The sequence below is a fragment of the Kitasatospora sp. NPDC001119 genome (assembly GCF_053598475.1).
Genome location: NZ_JBSFKI010000021.1, coordinates 78010 through 95892, shown reverse-complemented (window position 1 = coordinate 95892; position 17883 = coordinate 78010). Strand labels below are relative to the sequence as shown.

The following is a 17883-nucleotide window of genomic DNA, read 5'->3' as shown; positions in this document are numbered from 1 at the left end:
CGAGGCGGCCTCGGGTGGACCCCGGACGGCCTCCTGTCGGCCAAGTGGGTGACATTGTTCCCACCTATGGATCTTTCTGACGAATCCCCCCATATCGTCTGCTGATACTTCACCACCCCACCCCCTCGCCCCCTTCGGAGCGCCATGTCCTCGACCGACGTCGCCCTGGTCCTCGGAACCCGACCGGAGATCGTCAAACTCGCCGGAGTGGCCCGCCTCCTCGGCCCGCGGGCCCGCATCGTCTGGAGCGGCCAGCACTGGGACCCGGCCCTCACCACCACGTTCTTCGCCCAGTACGGCCTCCCCCGCCCGCACCACCTGCTGAAGGGCGTCGGCGGCGAACCGCGCGGACGCCAAATAGGCCGGATGGTCAGCGCGTTGAGCGACCACCTCGCGGCCCGCCCGCCGGCCGCCGTCCTCGTCCAGGGCGACACCAACACCGCCGCCGCCGGCGCCCTCGCGGCGCACTGCGCGGGCATACCCGTCGTCCACGTCGAAGCCGGACTGCGCTCCTTCGACCCCGGCATGCCCGAGGAGGCCAACCGCCGCCTGATCGCCCCGCTCGCCGACCTGCACTGCGCGCCCACCGCGACGGCGGCGGCGCACCTGCTGCGCGAGGGGATCGAAGCCGACCGGGTGGTGATCACCGGCAACACCGTCGTCGAGGCGACCCTGGCGACCCTGCCCGCCGACGCCGAGGCCCACCGCATCGTCGCCGAACACGCCGTCACCCCCGGCGGCTACGTGCTCGCCACCATCCACCGCCCCGAGAACACCGACGACGCCGCGCGGCTCGCCCAGATCCTCGACCAGCTCGCCGCCCTGGACCTGCCGGTCCTGCTGCCGCTGCACCCCCGGACCAGGGCCGCCGTCGAGGCCTTCGGCCTGCGCGGCCCGGTCGCACGGCTGCGCCGGATCGAACCGCTGGACCACGCCGGGTTCCTCGCCCTGGCCCGGCACTGCCGGCTGCTGGTGTCGGACTCCGGCGGGGTCCAGGAGGAGTGCACGGTGCTCAAGCGCCCGCTCGTGGTGGTGCGCAACTCCACCGAGCGCCCCGAGGCCGTCCGGGCCGGCTTCGCCCGGCTCGCCCGCCCGGGCCACGAACTCGCCCGCGCCCTGCGGGAGTTGCTCGCCGACGAGGCCGTCGGTGAACGGCTGGCGCAGCTCCCCTCGCCCTACGGCGACGGGCGGGCGAGCGCCGAGATCGTCGCCGCCGTCCGCAGCCGCTACCTCGCCCCCGAGCCGCGCACCGAACAGCACACCGACCAGCGCCCGGAGCCCGACCGCACACCGGTCGCGGCCGCCGCCACCGGCGTCGGCGGACACCGCTGAGCGAGGGCGAACAGCCGCCGCCTCCAGGACCCGCCCGCAAACTGCCAGGCACGAAGGTGGCGGGTCGGACCCGTCGACCCCGCCCACCCCGGCTGGCAGGGTCGGAAGCAGCCCGCAACCGGCGGGATCGACCGCACCCGGGGGGCTCCCATGACGACGACATCCGACGGCCGGCCGGCCACCGGAGCGGGCGCGTCCAGGTGCCGGCCGCGGACCGCGGGCTGAGGCGGGCACCATGGACGACCGCTACGAGCGCCACTGCTTCGCCGACCCGCTGTTCTACGACGACCCCGCCCGCGCCGAGCACGCCGACGACCGCTTCGCCGCCGCCACCGCCCCGCTGCCGCCGGGCTGGGAGCGCCACGAGCACGGCCCCTGGATCAGCCTGCGGCCGCCGCACGCCCGACTCCCCGAGCAGGGCTGGAAGGTGCACGTCTCGGCCACCCCGGACGAGGCGGAGCAGGTCGTCGAGCAGGTCCTGGCGTACTGCCTGGAGCACGGGCTGACCTGGAAGTTCCTGCGCGGCCGGGCCACCGTGCTCGCCCTGAACAGCAAGTACGCCGACCGCCGCGCCAGCGGCAAGCTGATCACGCTCTACCCGGAGGACGACACCCGGCTGGCCCGGGTGCTGGACGACCTGTCCACCCTGCTGAAGGGCGTCCCCGGCCCCTACGTCCTGAGCGACCTGCGCTACCGGGAGGGCCCGCTCTACCTGCGCTACGGCTCCTTCGTCGAACGCCACTGCACCGACGAGCGGGGCCGGCGCGTCCCGGCGATGCGCGGCCCGGACGGCGCACTGGTGCCCGACACCCGGGGCACCGTCTTCACCGTGCCGGACTGGGCGCCGGTGCCGGAGCTCGTCTCCGCCCAGCTCGCCGCCGACGCCGCGCGTGAGGCCGAGGCCCCGGCCGACTTCCCGTTCGAGGTCGTCAAGGCGCTGCACTTCTCCAACGGCGGCGGGATCTACCTGGCCACCGACCGGCGCGACGGCCGCCAGGTGGTGCTGCGCGAGGCCCGCCCGCACGCCGGGCTCGACTACGCCGGCCGGGACGCGGTGCAGCGGCTGCTGAGCGAGCGCCGGGTGCTGGAGGCGCTGGCCGGGGTGGACTTCGTGCCCGCCCTGTACGAGTACCGGCAGGTCTGGGAGCACCACTACCTGGTCGAGGAGTACATCGAGGGGGAGCGGCTGGAGGACGTCTTCACCCGCACCTGCCCGCTCACCCACCCCGACCCGGACGAGGCCGAGCTGGCCGCGTACACCGACTGGGCGCTCGACGTGCTCGACCAGGTCGGCGGCATGCTGGCGGCGCTGCACGAGCGCGGGCTGGTCTTCGGCGACCTGCACCCCAACAACGTGATGGTCCGGCCGGACGGGCGCTGCGCGCTGGTCGACTTCGAGATCGCCTTCCCCGCCGACGACCCCGCCGCTCCCCCGCTGGGCGCGCCCGGCTTCGTCTCGCCGAAGGCCCGGCGCGGAACCGCCGTGGACGCGTACGCGCTGGCCGCGCTGCGGCTCTACCTCTTCCTCCCGCTGAACATCCAGCTCGGGCTGGACTCGGGCAAGGCCGAGCTGGCCGGCCGGGAGATCTCCCGCCGCTACCCCGTGCCCGCCGGGTTCGGGGCCGGGGTGGCCGAGGCGCTGCACCGGGCGGCCGGCGGGAAGCTGCCGGCGGGCGCCACCGAACGCGCTCCGGGGACCGCCGACGGCGCCGCGGGGCCGGCTCGTCCGGCCTGGCCCCAGGAGCCCTCGGCGGACACCGAGGCCTGGCACCCGGTGCTGGACTCGCTGGCCGCGGGCATCCTGGCGATGGCCACCCCGGACCGGACGGACCGCCTCTTCCCCGGCGACGTCGAACAGTTCGGCCCGGGCCACGGCGGCCTGGGACTGTCCTACGGCGCGGCCGGCGTCCTGTACGCGCTCCGGGCCTGCGGCCGCCCCGCCCCGCCCGAGCACACCGACTGGCTGGTGGCCCGCGCGAACGCCGCGGCCGACCTGCCGCCCGGCCTGTACGACGGGCTGACCGGCATCGCCTGGACGCTGGCCCGGCTCGGGGCGACCCGGGAGGCCGACGCGCTGGTCGAGCGGCTGCTCGCCACCGAGGCCCCGGCCGATCCGGGGCTCGGCTCCGGACGGGCCGGCATCGCGCTCGGCCTGCTCGACCTGGCCGACGTGCTCGGCCGCGAGCGGCTCGCCGAACGGGCCCTGGCCCTCGGCCACGAGCTGGCCCGGGACGAACCCGCACCCCGGCTGCGCGGCCTGCTGGACGGCTGGAGCGGGCAGGCCGCACTGTTCCTGCGGCTGTACGGGCACACCGGCGAGCGGCGCTGGCTGACGGCGGCCGAGGCGGCGCTCGGCCGCGAACTGGACGAGGCGGACGTCACCGACGGGATGCTCTTCCTGGTCGAGGACCGCCATCGCCGCAAGCTCCCGTACCTGGCCGCGGGCGGCGTGGGCACCGCCCGGCTGATCTCCGAGCTGGCGCGGCACAGCGGGGCGGACCGACCCGACGGCGCGGGCCGGCTGCCCGGCCGGTTCGCCCAGGCGACCGCCGCCGCCGACCGCGCCTGCCTCCCCGACCTGATCGCGGCGGCCGGCCTGTTCGAGGGCCGGGCCGGCCTGGTACTGCACCTGCTGCGCGGCGGACGCCGGGCCGAGGCCGACCGCCACCTGCGGCTGCTGGAGTGGCACGTGATGAACCATCGCGGCCACCTCGCCTTCCCGGGCCGGCGCTCGATGCGCCTGTCGGCGGACCTGGCCACCGGCGCCGCCGGAGTCCTGGTCGCGCTGCACGAGGCCGTCCTCGGCCCGGTGCCGCTGCCCGGCATCACCGACTTCCCCGGTCCTGAGGCTTCGCGGCCCTGAGGCTTCGAGGCCCCTGGGACCCGGGGGACCACCACGGCCGCCACCCGGTGGCCGACACCACCACGGAAAGGAACGACCATGACCCAGATCCTGGCCCTCCAGGGGCTCCAGAGCGAGACCGGCACCGGCGCCGTCGAGCCCAACAGCCACTGGAGCAGCTTCGCCCACTACCGCGCCGAGGCGCCCGTCGCCGAGGAGGCCGGTCTCTGATGTCGACGATCCTCTCCCTCCAGGCGCTCGAGGCCGCCCAGGACGACGCGGCCGTCCCGTTCAGCCACTGGAGCACCGACCTGCACCTGCCGTTCGGCGCCCCGGTCGAGGCGGCGGAGTAATCCTCCGACCGACGACGCGCAGGCCCGCCGGGACCACCCGGCGGGCCTCCGTCCGTCGTACCCGGGCCCTCGTCGGCCGTGCCCGGACCTCCGTCCGCCGTCCCCGGCCGGGTGGGGCCGGCCTCAGCAGGGCCCGGTGGCGTCCGCCGGGACGGTGAGCCCGGCCCGCTCGGCCAACGCCCCGGCCTGGAACCGGCTCTGCGCACCCAGACGCGCCAGCAGCTCGGCGATGTGGCGCCGGCAGGTGCGGGTCGACATGCCCAGCCGCCGGGCGATCGTGTCGTCCTTCTCCCCGGCGGCGAGCAGCACCGCGATCACGTCCTCGACCTCGCGGGACACCGTACGGGCAGCCCTCGGCGCGGTGTCGTACGGGACCGCCTGGCTCCACTCGTGCTCGAAGAGCCCGACGAAGTACGCCACCAGGGACGGCTCCCGGACCAGCAGCGCCGCTCCGGTGGCGAGCCGGGCCGGCACGAAGGCCGTGGTCCGGTCCACCACGACCAGCCGGGCCGGCACCTCGGCGCGGGTCCGGACCTCCGCCCCCGCGGCGATGACCAGCTCCGCGTAGGAACGGGTGGGCGGGTCGAACCGGGCCGGGTGCTGGTACAGGCTCCGCAGCCGGACGCCCCGCCCCAGCGCGGCCAGGTCCCGGGGCAGCGCCTCCGTCAGGTCCGCCTGCGGGTGCCCGCCGCCCGGCTGGACGGTCAGCACCTCCTCCTTGGCGGCGCCCACCACGGAGCCGAGCGCCGAACCGGCCGCGTGGGCGTCCTCCAGCAGGCGGACCGAGCCGTCCACGCCGCCGCCCTGCGCCCGGTACACCGGCTCCAGCGAGGCCACCTCGGCGCGCAGCCCGGCCAGCGCGGCCTGACGGCGGCCCAGCTCGGCCTCCGCGATGCGCAGCCGCGCCTCCTCCCGTCCGGTCAGCCGGGCGGCGGCCGCCTCCGGGCCGACCGCCGCGAAGCAGCCCGGCCCGGCTCCCGGCCGCCGCACCAGCAGGCACAGCGCCGCCAGCCGGTCGACGGCCGCCCGGCAGCGCGCCTCGCCGAGCCCGAGGTCGGCGGAGATCCGCGCCAGGTCGGCGGGCTCGACCCGCCGGTGCCGCACCGCCCACTCGTAGACCAGCCGCGTCTCGCGATCGAGCAGGGCCTCCCGCCCCGACGACCGGACCGCGTCCGTTTTCACCGGATTCATCCACCCCTCCTCAGTCGGCCAACAACTTCCTGGCCCCCTCGCCCCCTGGCGGCCGCCGCGACCGTTGACGACGATCGAACAACCGTTTCCGGGGCCGACCGACCGCCGGACGCGACCGTCGACCGTCGGCCGCCACCAGCTGTCAAGAGGGCTGTCATGAGAGAACGTGGAACCGTCCACATCGCGTTCACCCCACGCGCACCAGGAGCCCCACTGGGCTCCGTCCCGACCCCCACCACCCCCGCCGCCGGGCCGGGCGACGGCACCGTCGCCTTCTACGCCTGGGCCGTCCGCCAGGACCGGCCCGCACCGGTCCGGCCCGTGACCGGGCAGTCGTGGCGGGCCGAGCAGTCGTGGACGGCCGCGCAGGCGGTCCACGGGCGGCCGGAGACCGGCGCACCCGCCGTACGGCCGGAGGAGGTGCCGCCGGACCACGGCGCCGTACACGCGATCGTCGGCGACCGGCTGCTGCGGGCCCGCCGGGAGGTCGTCCTCTGCTGCCCCGGCGGCGACCCGACGGCGGCGGCGCTGGCCGACCTGGTCGTGGCCGAACTGCCGCGCACCGACCCCGCGCTGCGGGTCCGGATCGTCCACCAGCACCCCGCGCGCTTCCACCTGCCCACCCAGCGCCAGGCCCGGGCCGCGGAACGGGCCGGCGCCGAGGTGCGGACCACCGGGGAGAGCTGCGGCCCGCTGCTGGTCGTCGACCGGGAGAGCGCCTTCCTGCCGGAGCGGGGACGGACCGACGGGCTCGTCCTGGTGGACCAGCCGTCGGTGGTGGCCCACCTGGCCGACTCCTTCGAGACGCTCTGGCACCAGGGCGAGGCCTTCCGCAGCGGCCCGGCCGTCGCCCGCGCCGTCTCGGACGAGCTCCGGACGACGATCCTGCGGCTGCTCGCCGACGGCCTGAAGGACGAGGTCATCGCCCGCCGGCTCGGGCTCTCGCTGCGCAACTGCCGACGGCACATCGCCGGCCTCTACAGCTCCCTGGGCGCGGACAGCCGCTTCCAGGCGGGCGTGCTGGCGGAGCGTCACGGCCTCACCGGGACGGCGGCGGCCGCCGCCGTCGCCACCGGAGGCCGCTGACGGCCGGCCCGGGTACGACGGCGACACGCCCGGCGTCACACCGCCGTCACGTTCACCACGGATACTCGGACGGGCCCACCGCCCGCGCCCCGTACGACGGAGGACCCGCCTGTGACCGCCGGCCCCGACCGCCCCACGTTCCTGCTGGTCCACGGCGCCTGGCACGGCGCCTGGTGCTGGGACCCCCTGCGCGCCGCCCTCGCCTCCGACGGCTGGCACTCCCACGCCGTGGACCTGCCCAGCTCCGCCGCCCACCCCGACGGCGCCCGGTCGGCGGGCCTGCTGGAGGACGCCGCCGTGATCCGCGACCACCTGCGGCGGATCGACGGCCCGGTGGTGACGGTCGCCCACTCCTACGGCGGCGCCCCCGCCACCGAGGCCGTCGCGGGCGCCGCCAACGTGGTGCGGGCGGTGTACGTCTCCGCCTTCCAACTGGACGTGGGCGAGAGCGCGTTCTCCTTCCTGGGGATTCCCTCACCGGAGGACGACACGGGCCACACCCCGCCGGACGTCGCCCACGCCCGCCAGGAGTACTACGCCGACGTGCCCGCCGACGTCGCCGACCGCGCGGTGGCCCGACTGAGCCCGCAGAGCGTCCGGTCCTTCACCGAGCCGGTGACCACGGCGGGCTGGCGCACGGTGCCCTCCAGCTACGTCGTCTGCGACCAGGACCAGGCCCTCGACCTGTCCCAGCAGCACCGGCTCGCGGCCCGCGCCGACACCGTCCACCGGCTGCCGAGCAGCCACTCCCCGTTCCTGTCCATGCCCGGGGAGCTCGCCGCCCTGCTGGCGCGGATCGCCGACTCCGACGCACCCTCGGCCTGACGTCAATCCCCTTGTCAGCAAGGGGTGTTGGCGGACATGCCAGGGTGGTCCGGCGCGTGCCGGACCACCCTGCCACGGCCCTCGCCGCGCCGGTCAGCCGGCCTCGGTGCGCGGCTCCAGCCGGGTACCCGTCCGGAGGGTGATCGACATCAGGTCGCTGGGGGCGTCGAGTTCCAACCGGTGCCAGCGGCCCCGGGGCACGATCGCGGCGGTGCCCGCCGTCAGCCGTACCACCGACTCGGCCTCGCCGGGCTCACCGGGCTCGACCGGGCGGAGGAAGAGCCGGACGCCGCCGGCCAGGCAGCAGACCGCCTCCTCGGCCTCGGGGTGCATCTCCCAGTGGTCGGCGTGGACCTCGGTGTCGCTCTCCACGTGGAAGGTCGCGATCTGCCAGGCCCCGGCGTCGCCGCCGGTCATCCGCCGCCCGGTGGCCCGGACGTCGCCGTCGGGGTGGATGTGCAGGGCCGAGGAGAACAGGTCCACGGCCTCGATCGGCGTGGTCGTCATGAGCGGGTTCCTTCCAGTCGGTTCTCGGCGCGGTTCCGTGCGGAGCTTTCTGCGGGGCTCTCCGCTACGAGGGTGAGCGGGTCGGGGAGGCCCGGCGCCTCCGGCCGCCGCCGGGGCAGCACGGCGACCGCCACCACCGCGGCGAGGACGAAGAGCCCGGCGGTGACGGCCAGTCCGGTGGCGTAGCCGTCGTTGAGGGCGGCCGGGTCGGTGGCGCCGCCGGTGCGGTGCGCGGCGACGGTGGCCAGGGCGGCCAGGCCGACGCAGCCGCCGAGCTGGCGCGAGCTGTTGAGCAGGCCGGAGGCCATCCCGGCCTCGCGGGCGGCCACACCGGTGGTCCCGGCGGCGGCGACCGGGGCCAGGACCAGTCCGGTGCCGACGCTGGTGACCAGCGACGGGCCGAGGACGTCGGTGAGGAAGCCGCCGTCCGGGCTGATCAGCGCGAACCAGGCCAGGCCCGCGGCGGCCAGCACGGCCCCGGGCACCAGGGCGGCCCGCGGAGTGCGGCGCGCGACGACGCGGGTGGCGAGCACGGTGCCCGCGACCAGTCCGGCCGAGAAGGGCAGGAAGGCGAGGCCGGTGGCGGCGGCGCCCAGGCCCAGGACCTGCTGGAGGTAGAGCGAGACGAAGTAGAAGGCGGTGAACTGCCCGGCGGCGGCCAGGAACACCAGCACGTTGGCACCGGCCACCCAGCGGTTGCGCAGCAGGCCGAGGCGGAGCAGCGGCGCGGCGGTCCTGGCCTCGGTGACGGCGAAGGCGGCCAACAGGGCGCCGGCGGCGGCGAGCGTCCCCAGGGTGGCCGGGGAGCCCCACCCCCGGACGTCGGTGCGGACCACGCCGAACACCAGCAGCCCGATGCCGGCGGTCGCGAGGACGGCGCCGAGCACGTCCGGCCGCTCCCGCCGTACGGGCTTCACGGGCTCTCCGGGCCGCGCCTCGGCGGGCAGCAGGGCGAGCGCCGTCGCCACGACGGGCAGGTTGACCAGCATGACCCAGCGCCAGCTCGCGTACTCGGTCAGCAGCCCGCCCGCCAGCACCCCCAGGGCGCCGCCGGCGGCGTTCGTCGCGCTCCACACGCCGAGCGCGCGCACCCGCCCGGGCCCTTCGGTGAACGTGGTGGTGAGCATCGCGAGCGCGGCCGGGGCGGCCGCCGCGGCGCCCACGCCCTGCCCGGCGCGGGCGGCGACCAGCTGCCAGGGCTCCTGGGCCAGCCCGCCGCCGAGCGAGCAGAGGCCGAAGACGGCCAGGCCGAGCAGGAGCAGCCGGCGCCGTCCGTACAGGTCGCTCGCGCGGCCGCCGAGCAGCAGGAGCCCGCCGAAGGTGAGCGCGTAGACGTGCACGACCCAGGAGAGGTCGAGCGGGGCGAATCCCAGGTCGGTCCGGATCGCGGGCAGGGCGACGTTGACCACCGACATGTCCAGGGCGAAGACGAACTGGGCGACGGCCACCGCCGCCAGCACCCGGCCGGGGCGTCCCCGTGAGTTTTTGTACATGTATAGAAAGTAACCCTGGGCGATCCCCACTGTCGAGTCCCGGGTGATGATGGGGGCATGCAGCAGCCCTCCACCCCGCCGCCCGCCACCCCCCAGTCGGCCGGAGCGCGGCCCGCCGCGGCGCAGCCCGCCGCGCGGCGCAAGGCCACCGGTCGGCCTCCCCGGATCTCCCGGGAGGAGGTCGTCACGGCGGCCCGCCGGATCGTGGACGAGGAGGGCGTCGAGCGGCTGACCATGCGCCGCCTGGCCGCCGAGGTCGGCAGCACGCCGATGGCGCTCTACCACCACGTCCGCGACAAGGAGGAGCTGCTCGTCCTGCTGCTGGACGACTACGCCGCGCGGACACTGCGACCGACCTCGCTCCCGGCCGAGCCGCGCGCACGGGTCGTCGCCGCGGCGGCCGCCATCCACGAGGCGCTCGCCGCCTGCCCGTGGATCGTGGAGGTGCTGACCGGGGACAGCCTGATGTCCGCCCACTCGCTCTGGTTCGTCGAGCAGATCGTCGACGGCCTGGTGGCCTGCGGCCTGTCCCCGGAACGGGCCGTCCAGGGCTACCGCGCCATCTGGTACTACACGGCCGGCGAGATCATGGTCCGCACGTCGACGGCCCGCCGACAGCCCGCCGACGACCGCCCGACCCACCGTCAGCAGGTCTTCGCCGACCTCGACCCGGAGCAACTCCCCCGCCTGGCCGGGCTCGCGGACCGCTGGGCGCCGCTCACCGCCCAGGACACCTACCGGGACGGCCTCGACGCCCTGGTGGACGGCCTGCTCGCGGCCCGCTGAGCGGCCGCTACCCGGTTACCCCCTGACCGGCGCCCCGGCTACTTCCCGACCAGGACCCGGCCCAGGATGCCGCTGACCACGCGGGGCGCCAGCCGCCGGGCGGTCCAGATCGCATGGGTGCCACGCCCGGGGAAGGCCCACAGTCGCCCCCGCGCGAGGGCGCGGTCCATCGAGTCCAGCACCTCCTCCGGGCTCAACCCCCGGCGCTGACCGATCAGTTCGGGGGTGTCCGTCCGAAGGCGCGCCAGCATCGGCGTCTCCACCGCGGGCGGGCAGACGCACACGACCTGGATCCGGTCCTTCCGGTGCTCGGCCGCGACGGTCTCGGCGAGGAAGTGGACCGCCGCCTTGGCCGCACCGTACGCCCCGCCCATCGGCGCCGGGACCCAGCCGGCGATGGACCCGAAGAGCACGACCTGACCCCCGCCCCGCGCCGCCATCACCGGCACCACCGCCCGGACCGTACGGAGCGTGCCGCCGTACACGACGTCCGTCAGGCGCAGGGTGTCCGCCGGGTCCCGATCGAGCAGCCGACCCATCACGCCGACGGCCGCGCAGTGCACCAGCCGACGGGGCGGGCCCAGTTCGCGGCCGACGTCACGGACCACGGCGGAGACCGCCGCGTAGTCCGTGACGTCGCAGACGTACGGGCGCACCCCCGGGGCCTGCTCCACCAACGCGTCCAGACCGGCCGCGTCGACGTCGACCGCCGCGACAGCCCAGCCCGCCCGGGCCAGCCGCAGCGCCGCCGCCCGGCCGATCCCGCTCGCGGCACCGGTGACGATCGCCACCTCACCCGGTACGGACGTCATCTGCCACGCTCCCACGGCTGCGAGAAGTACCGGACACGCCCCCGGCGCCGGAGGCCCAGCCTCCCGCACCGGCCATGCCTACCCAGCCGAGGGCACCCCGACTCTCACCCGGCCGGACGACCTCCGACCTCAGCCGTTGACGTCAGCCGTTGACCTCGGCAGTCGACCCCGGCCATCGACCTCAACCGTTGCCGAAGAATCCGAGCGCCCCCGCCCCGCACACCCCGCCGACCCCCATGAACACCGGGGTCAGCACCTTGATCTCCACCCAGCTGCCGGCCCGGAACCGCATGCCCTTCGGCGGCCCGATCGGGTACCAGCGCCGGCGCCCGATCGGGATCGGCCACAGCACCGGGCAGCCCGAGACGGTCAGCGCGTCGCCCAGGCAGTGCACCAGCGCGCCGAGCGCGATCGGCAGCCCGATCCAGAGGTACTGCTGCCCGGGCTCCTCGAACAGCCACTGCGAGCCGTTGCCGGGCTTGTCGAGGACCTCCGCGAGCATCCACGCGCTGGTCGCCCCCAGCAGCCACACCAGGACGTCGCTGGAGACCCGGGCGTGCCGCCACAGCAGCCCCTCGATCGCCAGCACCATGTGCACGAACAGCACCACCAGCACGCCCCAGCGGCCGCCGTACACGGCCACCGCCGCCGCGCCCGCCCCGCACAGCACCGCCCAGAGCCAGGTGTGCGTCAGCGTCCGGTGGCCGCCCGAGCGCCGCGGGTCGCCCTTGCCGCGGGTGGCCTTGTACACCGCGTACGAGAGGTTGTCGATCACCTCGCAGAGCGCCCGGGACACCGGCCCGAACGCCCTGGATATCGTCGCCGCCTTGTGGTCCAGGTCGGGCGCCAGGGCCGCGCCCGCACAGATCAGCGCCCCCGCGAGCAGGACCGGCCAGGGCATCGGCTCCCCCATCCCGGCCGCCGCCGCGCCCACCCCCAGCCAAGCGGCCGCACCCGACAGCGAATGCGCCGGTCCCATCATGTCCGTACACCACCGATCCTCGTCAGTTCCGTCCTCACCGCGAGGACCTGAGTTCACGGCAGCCTATCCGTCCAAGATCACCGGGCCCGCGCCCGTCCCGTGCGCCCCCGCCCCGGCGCGAGCCCTCCAGCCCGCGCCGGTCAGGCCAGGGCCTTCTCCAGCGCGGCGAGGTAACTGCGCATCAGGTGGTCGCGGATGCCCTCGCCGTCCGGGGAGAACGCCGCGGCACCCAGGCCCTTGGCCCGGTCGGTCAGCGCGGAGACCAGCGGGACCTTCTCCTGGACGCGGCCCGCGGAGTCGATGTGGCGCAGCGCCTCGACGTGGGTGAAGGCGGGCTCCGGGGGCAGCTCGGGGACGATGTCGTTGCCGTGCACGAAGCGGTAGGTGCGCCCGCGCAGGCCCTTGTCGTACGCGGCGGCGAGCAGCCGGTCGCAGGTCCGGGGCTGGCCGTAGGTGTAGACGCCGTCGGCCGCCAGGCTCGGCTCCTCCAGGTCGAGCCGGGCGGCGGCGAGCATGGCGAGGGCGCCGCCGAGGCTGTGGCCGGTGAACCACACGGTCTGGTCGCCGGTCCGCAGGTCGGAGAGGGCCTTGGCGACGTCCGGGTAGACGGATTCGAGGGCCTCGGCGAAGCCGTAGTGGACGTAGCCCGTCCGGGCGGGGCCCGGCCAGGGCGGGGTGGTGGAGTCGGTGAGCCAGTCGCGGATCTGCGCGGGCTCGGTGCCGCGGAACGCGGTGACGATCATGTTGTCGCCGGCCATGGTGTAGGCCTGGGTGTCCTGCAGCGGGAACGGCGGGGTGAAGCGCGTCTGGTGGTGGCGCACGGTGTCGAAGCCCCAGGCGCGGGCCTGCTCCTCGATCGCGGCCTCGTCCTGGTAGGCGAGTTCGGCGGCCTTGGCCAGCCAGTACGCGTGCGGGAGGCTGTAGCCGGTGGCGTGCTGGTCGAAGTCGGTGGGGACGGCCATGGGGGCGACTCCTGTCGGGTCGACGGAAGGGACGGCGGGCCTGTCCCAGGGCCCGGCCGGCGCCCTCCACCGGGCGCGCACCGTAACGCCCTGGCGACCACGGGTGACGCTACCGCCCGCGCGGTTCGTGGGCGACCGGGCACACCGCCACCCGCCTTCCCTCCCCGGGCGCCCACCAGCGGTGACGCCCTCCCGTCCGACCCCCGTCAGCTCGCGGGCCGGGCGGCCCCGGCCAGGGTGGTGTCCAGCCAGTCGAAGGCCACCTGGTGGAGGCGGAACATGGCGCCCATGTGGCAGTGCTCGCCCGCGCCCTCGGCCTCGGGCAGGGTGACGAGCGTGTGCGGGCAGGTCAGCGCGGCCTGGACCTGCTGGGGCTGGCCGCGGAAGAACTGGTCGTTCTCGGCGTCCAGGACGAGGGTGGGGCAGTCGATGAGCCGGGCGACGCCGTCGAGGGTGTAGTCGGCGGTACGGCGGATGTAGTCCGCCACCGACGCGGCGCCGAACGTCCACACCCCGTTGCGCAGTGCCCAGCGCACCTGGGTGCTCACCTGCATGAACAGGCCCATGACGGGCTCCACGAGGTCGTCCCGGCCGGCCTCGATCCACTCGCGCAGGAACGGCGGCAGGAACCGGTCGTGGGCCTCCCGGTAGTTGTAGACGCCGTCGTCCAACACCAGGGCGGCCAGGCGGTGTTCGTGGGCGGCGGCGCGGGCGGCCAGGTAGCCGCCGAGGCTGTACCCGAACAGCACCAGCCCGTCGGCGGCGATCTCGGGGCGGGTCAGCGCGTAGTCGACCACCGGGGTCACCACGGCCTCCCAGTCCGGCCGGAAGACCAGCTGCTGCTCGCGCAGCACCGCGCCCTGGCCCGGCCCGTCGTAGGCGAGGACGTTGTAGCCGCGGCGCAACACGGCCGCGGCGACGGCGAAGTACGCCTCCTCCAGCGTCGAGTCGAAGCCGCTGGTGAACAGGACGGTTGGGCGCCGGGCGCCGGAGTCGTCGACGAGGAACAGGTAGCCGGGCAGGTGCGTGCCCTCGTAGGGAATGGCCACGGCCTCGACGGGGGTGTCCATCAGGGCCGCCGCGGCGGCGAAGGTCTCCCGGGAGAGGGCGGACAGGCCCTTGGCCTCGGGGTCGTTCGCGGGGTCGTCGCGGCGGTAGAACTCGGCGGTGCGGTAGTAGTTCGACGCGCGCAGCAGGGCCTCGCGGGCGCTGACCCGGTGCCCGGCCGCCAGGGCACGGCTGCCGATGCCGTGGACGCGCTCCGCGGTGGCCTTCCACTCGCGCAGCCAGGCCTCCTCGTCACCCTCGCCGATGTTCCGGGCGGTGGCCACGACCTCGCCCAGGTCGGCGCCGCCGTAGTCGGCGAATCCGGCCGCCCGGAGCGTCTCGAAGGAGAAGGACTCGTCCTCGAAGAGGAATCGCATGGTGCACTCCCGGGGTCTTGGCGAGACGAAACCGTTCCGTCTCGCCTATGACGCTAGCCCCCACCCAGTCGAGACGCAAGCGTTCCGCCTGATGTAGGTTCGGGGCATGCCCAGCACCCCCGCGCCCCGGCCGGCCCGCGCGACCACCGACACCTCCGCGGCCCCCGACGCCGCCACGCCCCCCGCACGCCGGACGCCCGGCGGGCCGGTGCTCCAGGACTCCGTGACCGAGGCGATCGCGGCCGCCTTCTTCGAGGAACTGGCGGCCGTCGGCTACGCCCGGCTCTCCCTGGAGACGGTCGCCAAGCGGGCCGGTGCGGGCAAGGCCGCCATCTACCGCCGCTGGCCGTCCAAGCTCGACATGACCGTCGCCCTGATCCGCGCCGTGGCCGTGGACGCCTCCGAGATCAAGGACACCGGCACCCTGCGCGGCGACGTCCTCGCCTTCCTCACCGCGACCGCGGACGCGCTGCGCCACCCGCTCCCGGCGAAGATCATCCCCGACCTGCTCGCCGAAGCCGTCCGCACCCCCGAACTCGCACAGGTACTGCTGACCGCCGTCCGCGACCCCCGCCGCAGCAAGGCCACCGACCTACTGGAACGAGCGGTCGACCGCGGCGAACTCCCCGCCGACCTCGACCGCGAACTCGCCCTCGACCTCCTCGCCGGCCCGCTGTACTGGCGCCTCGCCGTCGTCCACACAGCAACCGCCCCCGACTACCTCGACCGCCTCACCGACAAGCTCCTCGCCGCCTTCGCCGCCTGACGGCCGATACACCGTCGAGGCGCTCGCACACCAGACCCGCTCCGGCCCCCGAACCACCAGCGGCCATGGCGGCCCCCCTGCCCCCACGACCCGCCACAGCCGCCGTCAGCCCGTCTCCGCCCGCCGCGCGATCCGTTCCCGCGCCGCGACCGCCCGCGCATCCTCGTACCCGTCCAGCAGTGCGAGCGCCTCCGTCCGGTGCCGCCGGGCGGCCTCCGGCTCCTCCGCAGACACCGTCGCCGCCAGGGCGTCGAGGGCGAGCGCCTCGTGCCAGCGGTCGCCGAGTTCGTGGTGGGCGGTGGCGGCCCGGCGGAGGAAGGCGGCGGCCTCGGCGTGACGACCGAGGCCGCGGTAGGTCTCGCCCGCGCCGTACCAGGCGAGGGCCTCGCGGCTGCGGTCGCCGAGGCGGCGGTGGAGGACGGCGGCGCGCTGGTAGGAGTCGAGGGCGTCGGCGGATTGGCCGTCGGCCCGCTGGGCGTCGCCGAGGGTGAGGAGCCAGAAGCCCTCCAGGCGGTGGTCACGGAGGTTCAGGGCGATGTCGAGTGCCGCGTGCGCCGAGGCGAGTGCGCCGGCCTGGTCGCCGCCCTCGCGTCGGATGTCGCTCAGCAGGCGCAGGGCGTTTCCCTCTCCCCGCTGGTTCTTCAGCGCGCGGTGGGCGGCCAGCGCCTGACCGACGGCGGCCGCGGCCTCGGGGAGGCGTCCGGCGCGGTAGTGGGTGCTGGCGAGGTTGGCGAGCGAGGTGGCCTCCCACTGGGCCTCGCCCAACGGCCGGAAGGCGGCGAGGGCCTGCTCGAAGTACTGTGCGGCGCCGTCCAGTTGCCGGCCGTGCAGGTGGACGAGTCCCAGCAGGTTGAGCGAGTGCGCCTCGTCGAGCACGTCGCCGCGTTCGCGCCAGAGCGCCAGGGCTCTGCGGTGGCACTCCAGGCTGTCGCCGAGGGAATTGACCCGGGTGTGCCCCATGCCGAGGTCGGTGAGCAGCAGGGCGCGGGCCGCGGTGTCGTCCAGGCGTTCGGCGGCCGCCAGTCCGAGCCGGCCCGCCGGGAGCCAGTCCGCCCCGGGGGCGGAGGGTGCCTGGGCGTTCCAGAGGACGGCGGCCAGCTGCCAGGTCCGCCGGTCCTCGCCCGCGGCGGAGGCGGCGTGGACGGTCTGGAGGAGGTTGACACGTTCGCGCTCGGCCCAGTCCACGGCGGCGTTGTAGTCGGCGAAGGCCGCCGGCCGGACTCCGTCGGACACCGGGTCGAGCGGTAGCCGGGCCTCGGCCGGCCGCAGCCACCGCTGGGCGGCGTCGGCGGTGTGCAGGTACCAGTCGAGCACCCGGCGCAGGGCCGACTGGCGCTGTGCGGGGGTCTCTTCGTGCTGGGCCTGGTCGGTGGCGTAGGCGCGCAGGAGGTCGTGGAACTGGTAGCGGTCGGGCGCGCTCTGCTCGACGAGGTGGGCGCCGACGAGGGAGTCGAGGAGTTGCCGGGTCCGGCTGGGGGTGAGGTGGGCGAGGGCGGCCGCGGCGTGGAGCCCGAAGTCGGGGCCGGGGTGGAGGCCGAGGAGCCGGAACAGGCGGGCGACCGGGTCGGGCAGGGCCCGGTAGGACCAGGCGAAGACCGTACGGACGGCGTCGGCGTCCTCGTCGTCGCCCACGCTGAGGGCGTCCCAGAGCGCGGACTCGTCACGGAGGTCGTTGATCAGGTCGTCCAGACCCATGTGCGGCAGGCTGGCGGCGCGTTCGGCCGCGATGCGCAGGGCCAGCGGTAGTTGGGCACAGAGACGGGCGAGTTCGGTGAGCTTCGCCGGGTCGTCCTCGGACCGGTGCCCGGCCGTGACGGCCCGCAGCAGGGCGACGGCCTCGGCCTCGGGCAGGGTCCGCAGGGTGAGCCGGCGGGCGCCGTCGCGTACGGCGAGGCCGGACAGCCGGCTGCGGCTGGTGACCACGACGAGGCTTCCGGCACTGCCGGGCAGGAGCGGCCGGACCTGCTGCGCACTGGCGGCGTTGTCGAGGACCACCAGGACGCGGCGCTCGGCGAGGAGCGAGCGGTAGAGGGCGGCCGCCGCGTCGGGATCGGGCGGGACGGCCTGAACGGCGACGCCGAGGGAGGTCAGGAAGCGGTGGAGGGCCTCCTGGGCGGTGACGGGCCGACCCGGATCGTAGCCGCGGAGGTTGACGTACAACTGGCCGTCGGGGAAGCGGTGCCGGGCCTGGTGGGCCCAGTGCAAGGCGAGCGAGGTCTTCCCCGCGCCGGCGGTTCCGGCGATGACGACGACGGCAGCGGCGGCGTCGGGGTTCGGGTGATCGCCCGCCAAGGCGTCGTTCAACTGCTGGAGTTCGACCGTACGGTTGACGAAGCCGCGTACGTCTGCGGGTAGTTGGCGCGGAGTCGGGGTGCTGTTCGGCCGGTCGGGTCCGCCGTGGAAGTGGATGCCTCCGCTGACGTCCCTGGCCTGGACCACGTCCTGGGCGGAGGACCCGGACACGGTGGAGCGCGTGCTTCCGGGGTCGCCGGTGGACCCGACGTGCTCGTCTGCCACTGCGC

Annotated in this window: 16 protein-coding genes; 8 read left to right on the top strand and 8 right to left on the bottom strand. The window is 75.6% G+C overall.

What is annotated here, in order from left to right:
- The first annotated feature begins 144 nt into the window (after positions 1-144).
- The 4 genes from wecB to ACWDD9_RS25425 all read left to right on the top strand — a co-directional run bounded on the left by wecB (position 145) and on the right by ACWDD9_RS25425 (position 4527).
- A complete protein-coding gene (gene wecB / locus ACWDD9_RS25440; protein WP_449812739.1) occupies positions 145-1332 on the top strand; it encodes a non-hydrolyzing UDP-N-acetylglucosamine 2-epimerase in 1188 nt (395 codons plus the stop codon).
- Positions 1333-1567: 235 nt separating this feature from the next.
- Positions 1568-4195 (top strand): class III lanthionine synthetase LanKC, encoded by a 2628-nt coding sequence (gene lanKC, locus ACWDD9_RS25435; protein WP_449812738.1) that lies wholly within the window; start codon positions 1568-1570, stop codon positions 4193-4195.
- A 78-nt stretch (positions 4196-4273) separates the two neighbouring features.
- Complete coding sequence (locus ACWDD9_RS25430; RefSeq protein WP_259316466.1) at positions 4274-4405, top strand: hypothetical protein; 132 nt, start codon at positions 4274-4276, stop codon at positions 4403-4405.
- Complete coding sequence (locus tag ACWDD9_RS25425; protein ID WP_255357467.1) at positions 4405-4527, top strand: hypothetical protein; 123 nt, start codon at positions 4405-4407, stop codon at positions 4525-4527. Before ACWDD9_RS25430 ends, ACWDD9_RS25425 begins: the two co-directional genes overlap by 1 nt.
- 123 nt (positions 4528-4650) lie before the next feature.
- Here the strand turns inward: ACWDD9_RS25425 and ACWDD9_RS25420 are convergent, their stop codons facing one another.
- Positions 4651-5718: a helix-turn-helix transcriptional regulator gene (locus tag ACWDD9_RS25420; protein ID WP_388047173.1), complete on the bottom strand. Its 1068-nt coding sequence runs from the start codon at positions 5716-5718 to the stop codon at positions 4651-4653.
- A 156-nt stretch (positions 5719-5874) separates the two neighbouring features.
- On the opposite strand from ACWDD9_RS25420, the gene ACWDD9_RS25415 reads away from it, so the two are divergent.
- Both ACWDD9_RS25415 and ACWDD9_RS25410 read left to right on the top strand, forming a co-directional pair.
- A complete protein-coding gene (locus ACWDD9_RS25415; RefSeq protein WP_449812737.1) occupies positions 5875-6804 on the top strand; it encodes a response regulator transcription factor in 930 nt (309 codons plus the stop codon).
- A gap of 111 nt (positions 6805-6915) precedes the next feature.
- Positions 6916-7629 carry an alpha/beta fold hydrolase gene (locus ACWDD9_RS25410; protein WP_449812736.1) on the top strand — a complete coding sequence of 238 codons (714 nt, stop codon included), beginning with the start codon at positions 6916-6918 and terminating at the stop codon, positions 7627-7629.
- 93 nt (positions 7630-7722) lie between these two features.
- Here the strand turns inward: ACWDD9_RS25410 and ACWDD9_RS25405 are convergent, their stop codons facing one another.
- Both ACWDD9_RS25405 and ACWDD9_RS25400 read right to left on the bottom strand, forming a co-directional pair.
- Positions 7723-8136: a cupin gene (locus ACWDD9_RS25405; RefSeq protein WP_449812735.1), complete on the bottom strand. Its 414-nt coding sequence runs from the start codon at positions 8134-8136 to the stop codon at positions 7723-7725.
- On the bottom strand, positions 8133-9629 hold the full coding sequence (locus tag ACWDD9_RS25400) for an MFS transporter (protein ID WP_449812734.1): 1497 nt from the start codon (positions 9627-9629) through the stop codon (positions 8133-8135). The genes ACWDD9_RS25405 and ACWDD9_RS25400 overlap by 4 nt, the downstream gene beginning before the upstream one ends.
- A 57-nt stretch (positions 9630-9686) precedes the next feature.
- Between ACWDD9_RS25400 and ACWDD9_RS25395 the strand changes: the two genes are divergently transcribed.
- A complete protein-coding gene (locus ACWDD9_RS25395) occupies positions 9687-10415 on the top strand; it encodes a TetR/AcrR family transcriptional regulator (protein WP_449812733.1) in 729 nt (242 codons plus the stop codon).
- Between the two features lie 38 nt (positions 10416-10453).
- Here ACWDD9_RS25395 and ACWDD9_RS25390 read toward each other — a convergent pair whose 3' ends face one another.
- The 4 genes from ACWDD9_RS25390 to ACWDD9_RS25375 form a co-directional block, all read right to left on the bottom strand.
- Positions 10454-11227 carry an SDR family NAD(P)-dependent oxidoreductase gene (locus ACWDD9_RS25390; protein ID WP_449812732.1) on the bottom strand — a complete coding sequence of 258 codons (774 nt, stop codon included), beginning with the start codon at positions 11225-11227 and terminating at the stop codon, positions 10454-10456.
- A 181-nt stretch (positions 11228-11408) separates the two neighbouring features.
- Positions 11409-12209: a metal-dependent hydrolase gene (locus tag ACWDD9_RS25385; RefSeq protein ID WP_049650939.1), complete on the bottom strand. Its 801-nt coding sequence runs from the start codon at positions 12207-12209 to the stop codon at positions 11409-11411.
- Between the two features lie 140 nt (positions 12210-12349).
- Entirely contained in the window at positions 12350-13171 is an 822-nt protein-coding gene (locus ACWDD9_RS25380; protein WP_380741030.1) for a lipase family protein, read from the bottom strand.
- A 206-nt stretch (positions 13172-13377) separates the two neighbouring features.
- Positions 13378-14595 carry an alpha/beta hydrolase family protein gene (locus ACWDD9_RS25375; RefSeq protein WP_449812731.1) on the bottom strand — a complete coding sequence of 406 codons (1218 nt, stop codon included), beginning with the start codon at positions 14593-14595 and terminating at the stop codon, positions 13378-13380.
- A gap of 106 nt (positions 14596-14701) precedes the next feature.
- Between ACWDD9_RS25375 and ACWDD9_RS25370 the strand changes: the two genes are divergently transcribed.
- Entirely contained in the window at positions 14702-15361 is a 660-nt protein-coding gene (locus ACWDD9_RS25370) for a TetR-like C-terminal domain-containing protein (RefSeq protein ID WP_449812730.1), read from the top strand.
- Between the two features lie 105 nt (positions 15362-15466).
- Here the strand turns inward: ACWDD9_RS25370 and ACWDD9_RS25365 are convergent, their stop codons facing one another.
- Positions 15467-17878 (bottom strand): ATP-binding protein, encoded by a 2412-nt coding sequence (locus ACWDD9_RS25365; protein ID WP_449812729.1) that lies wholly within the window; start codon positions 17876-17878, stop codon positions 15467-15469.
- Between the last annotated feature and the right edge of the window lie 5 nt (positions 17879-17883).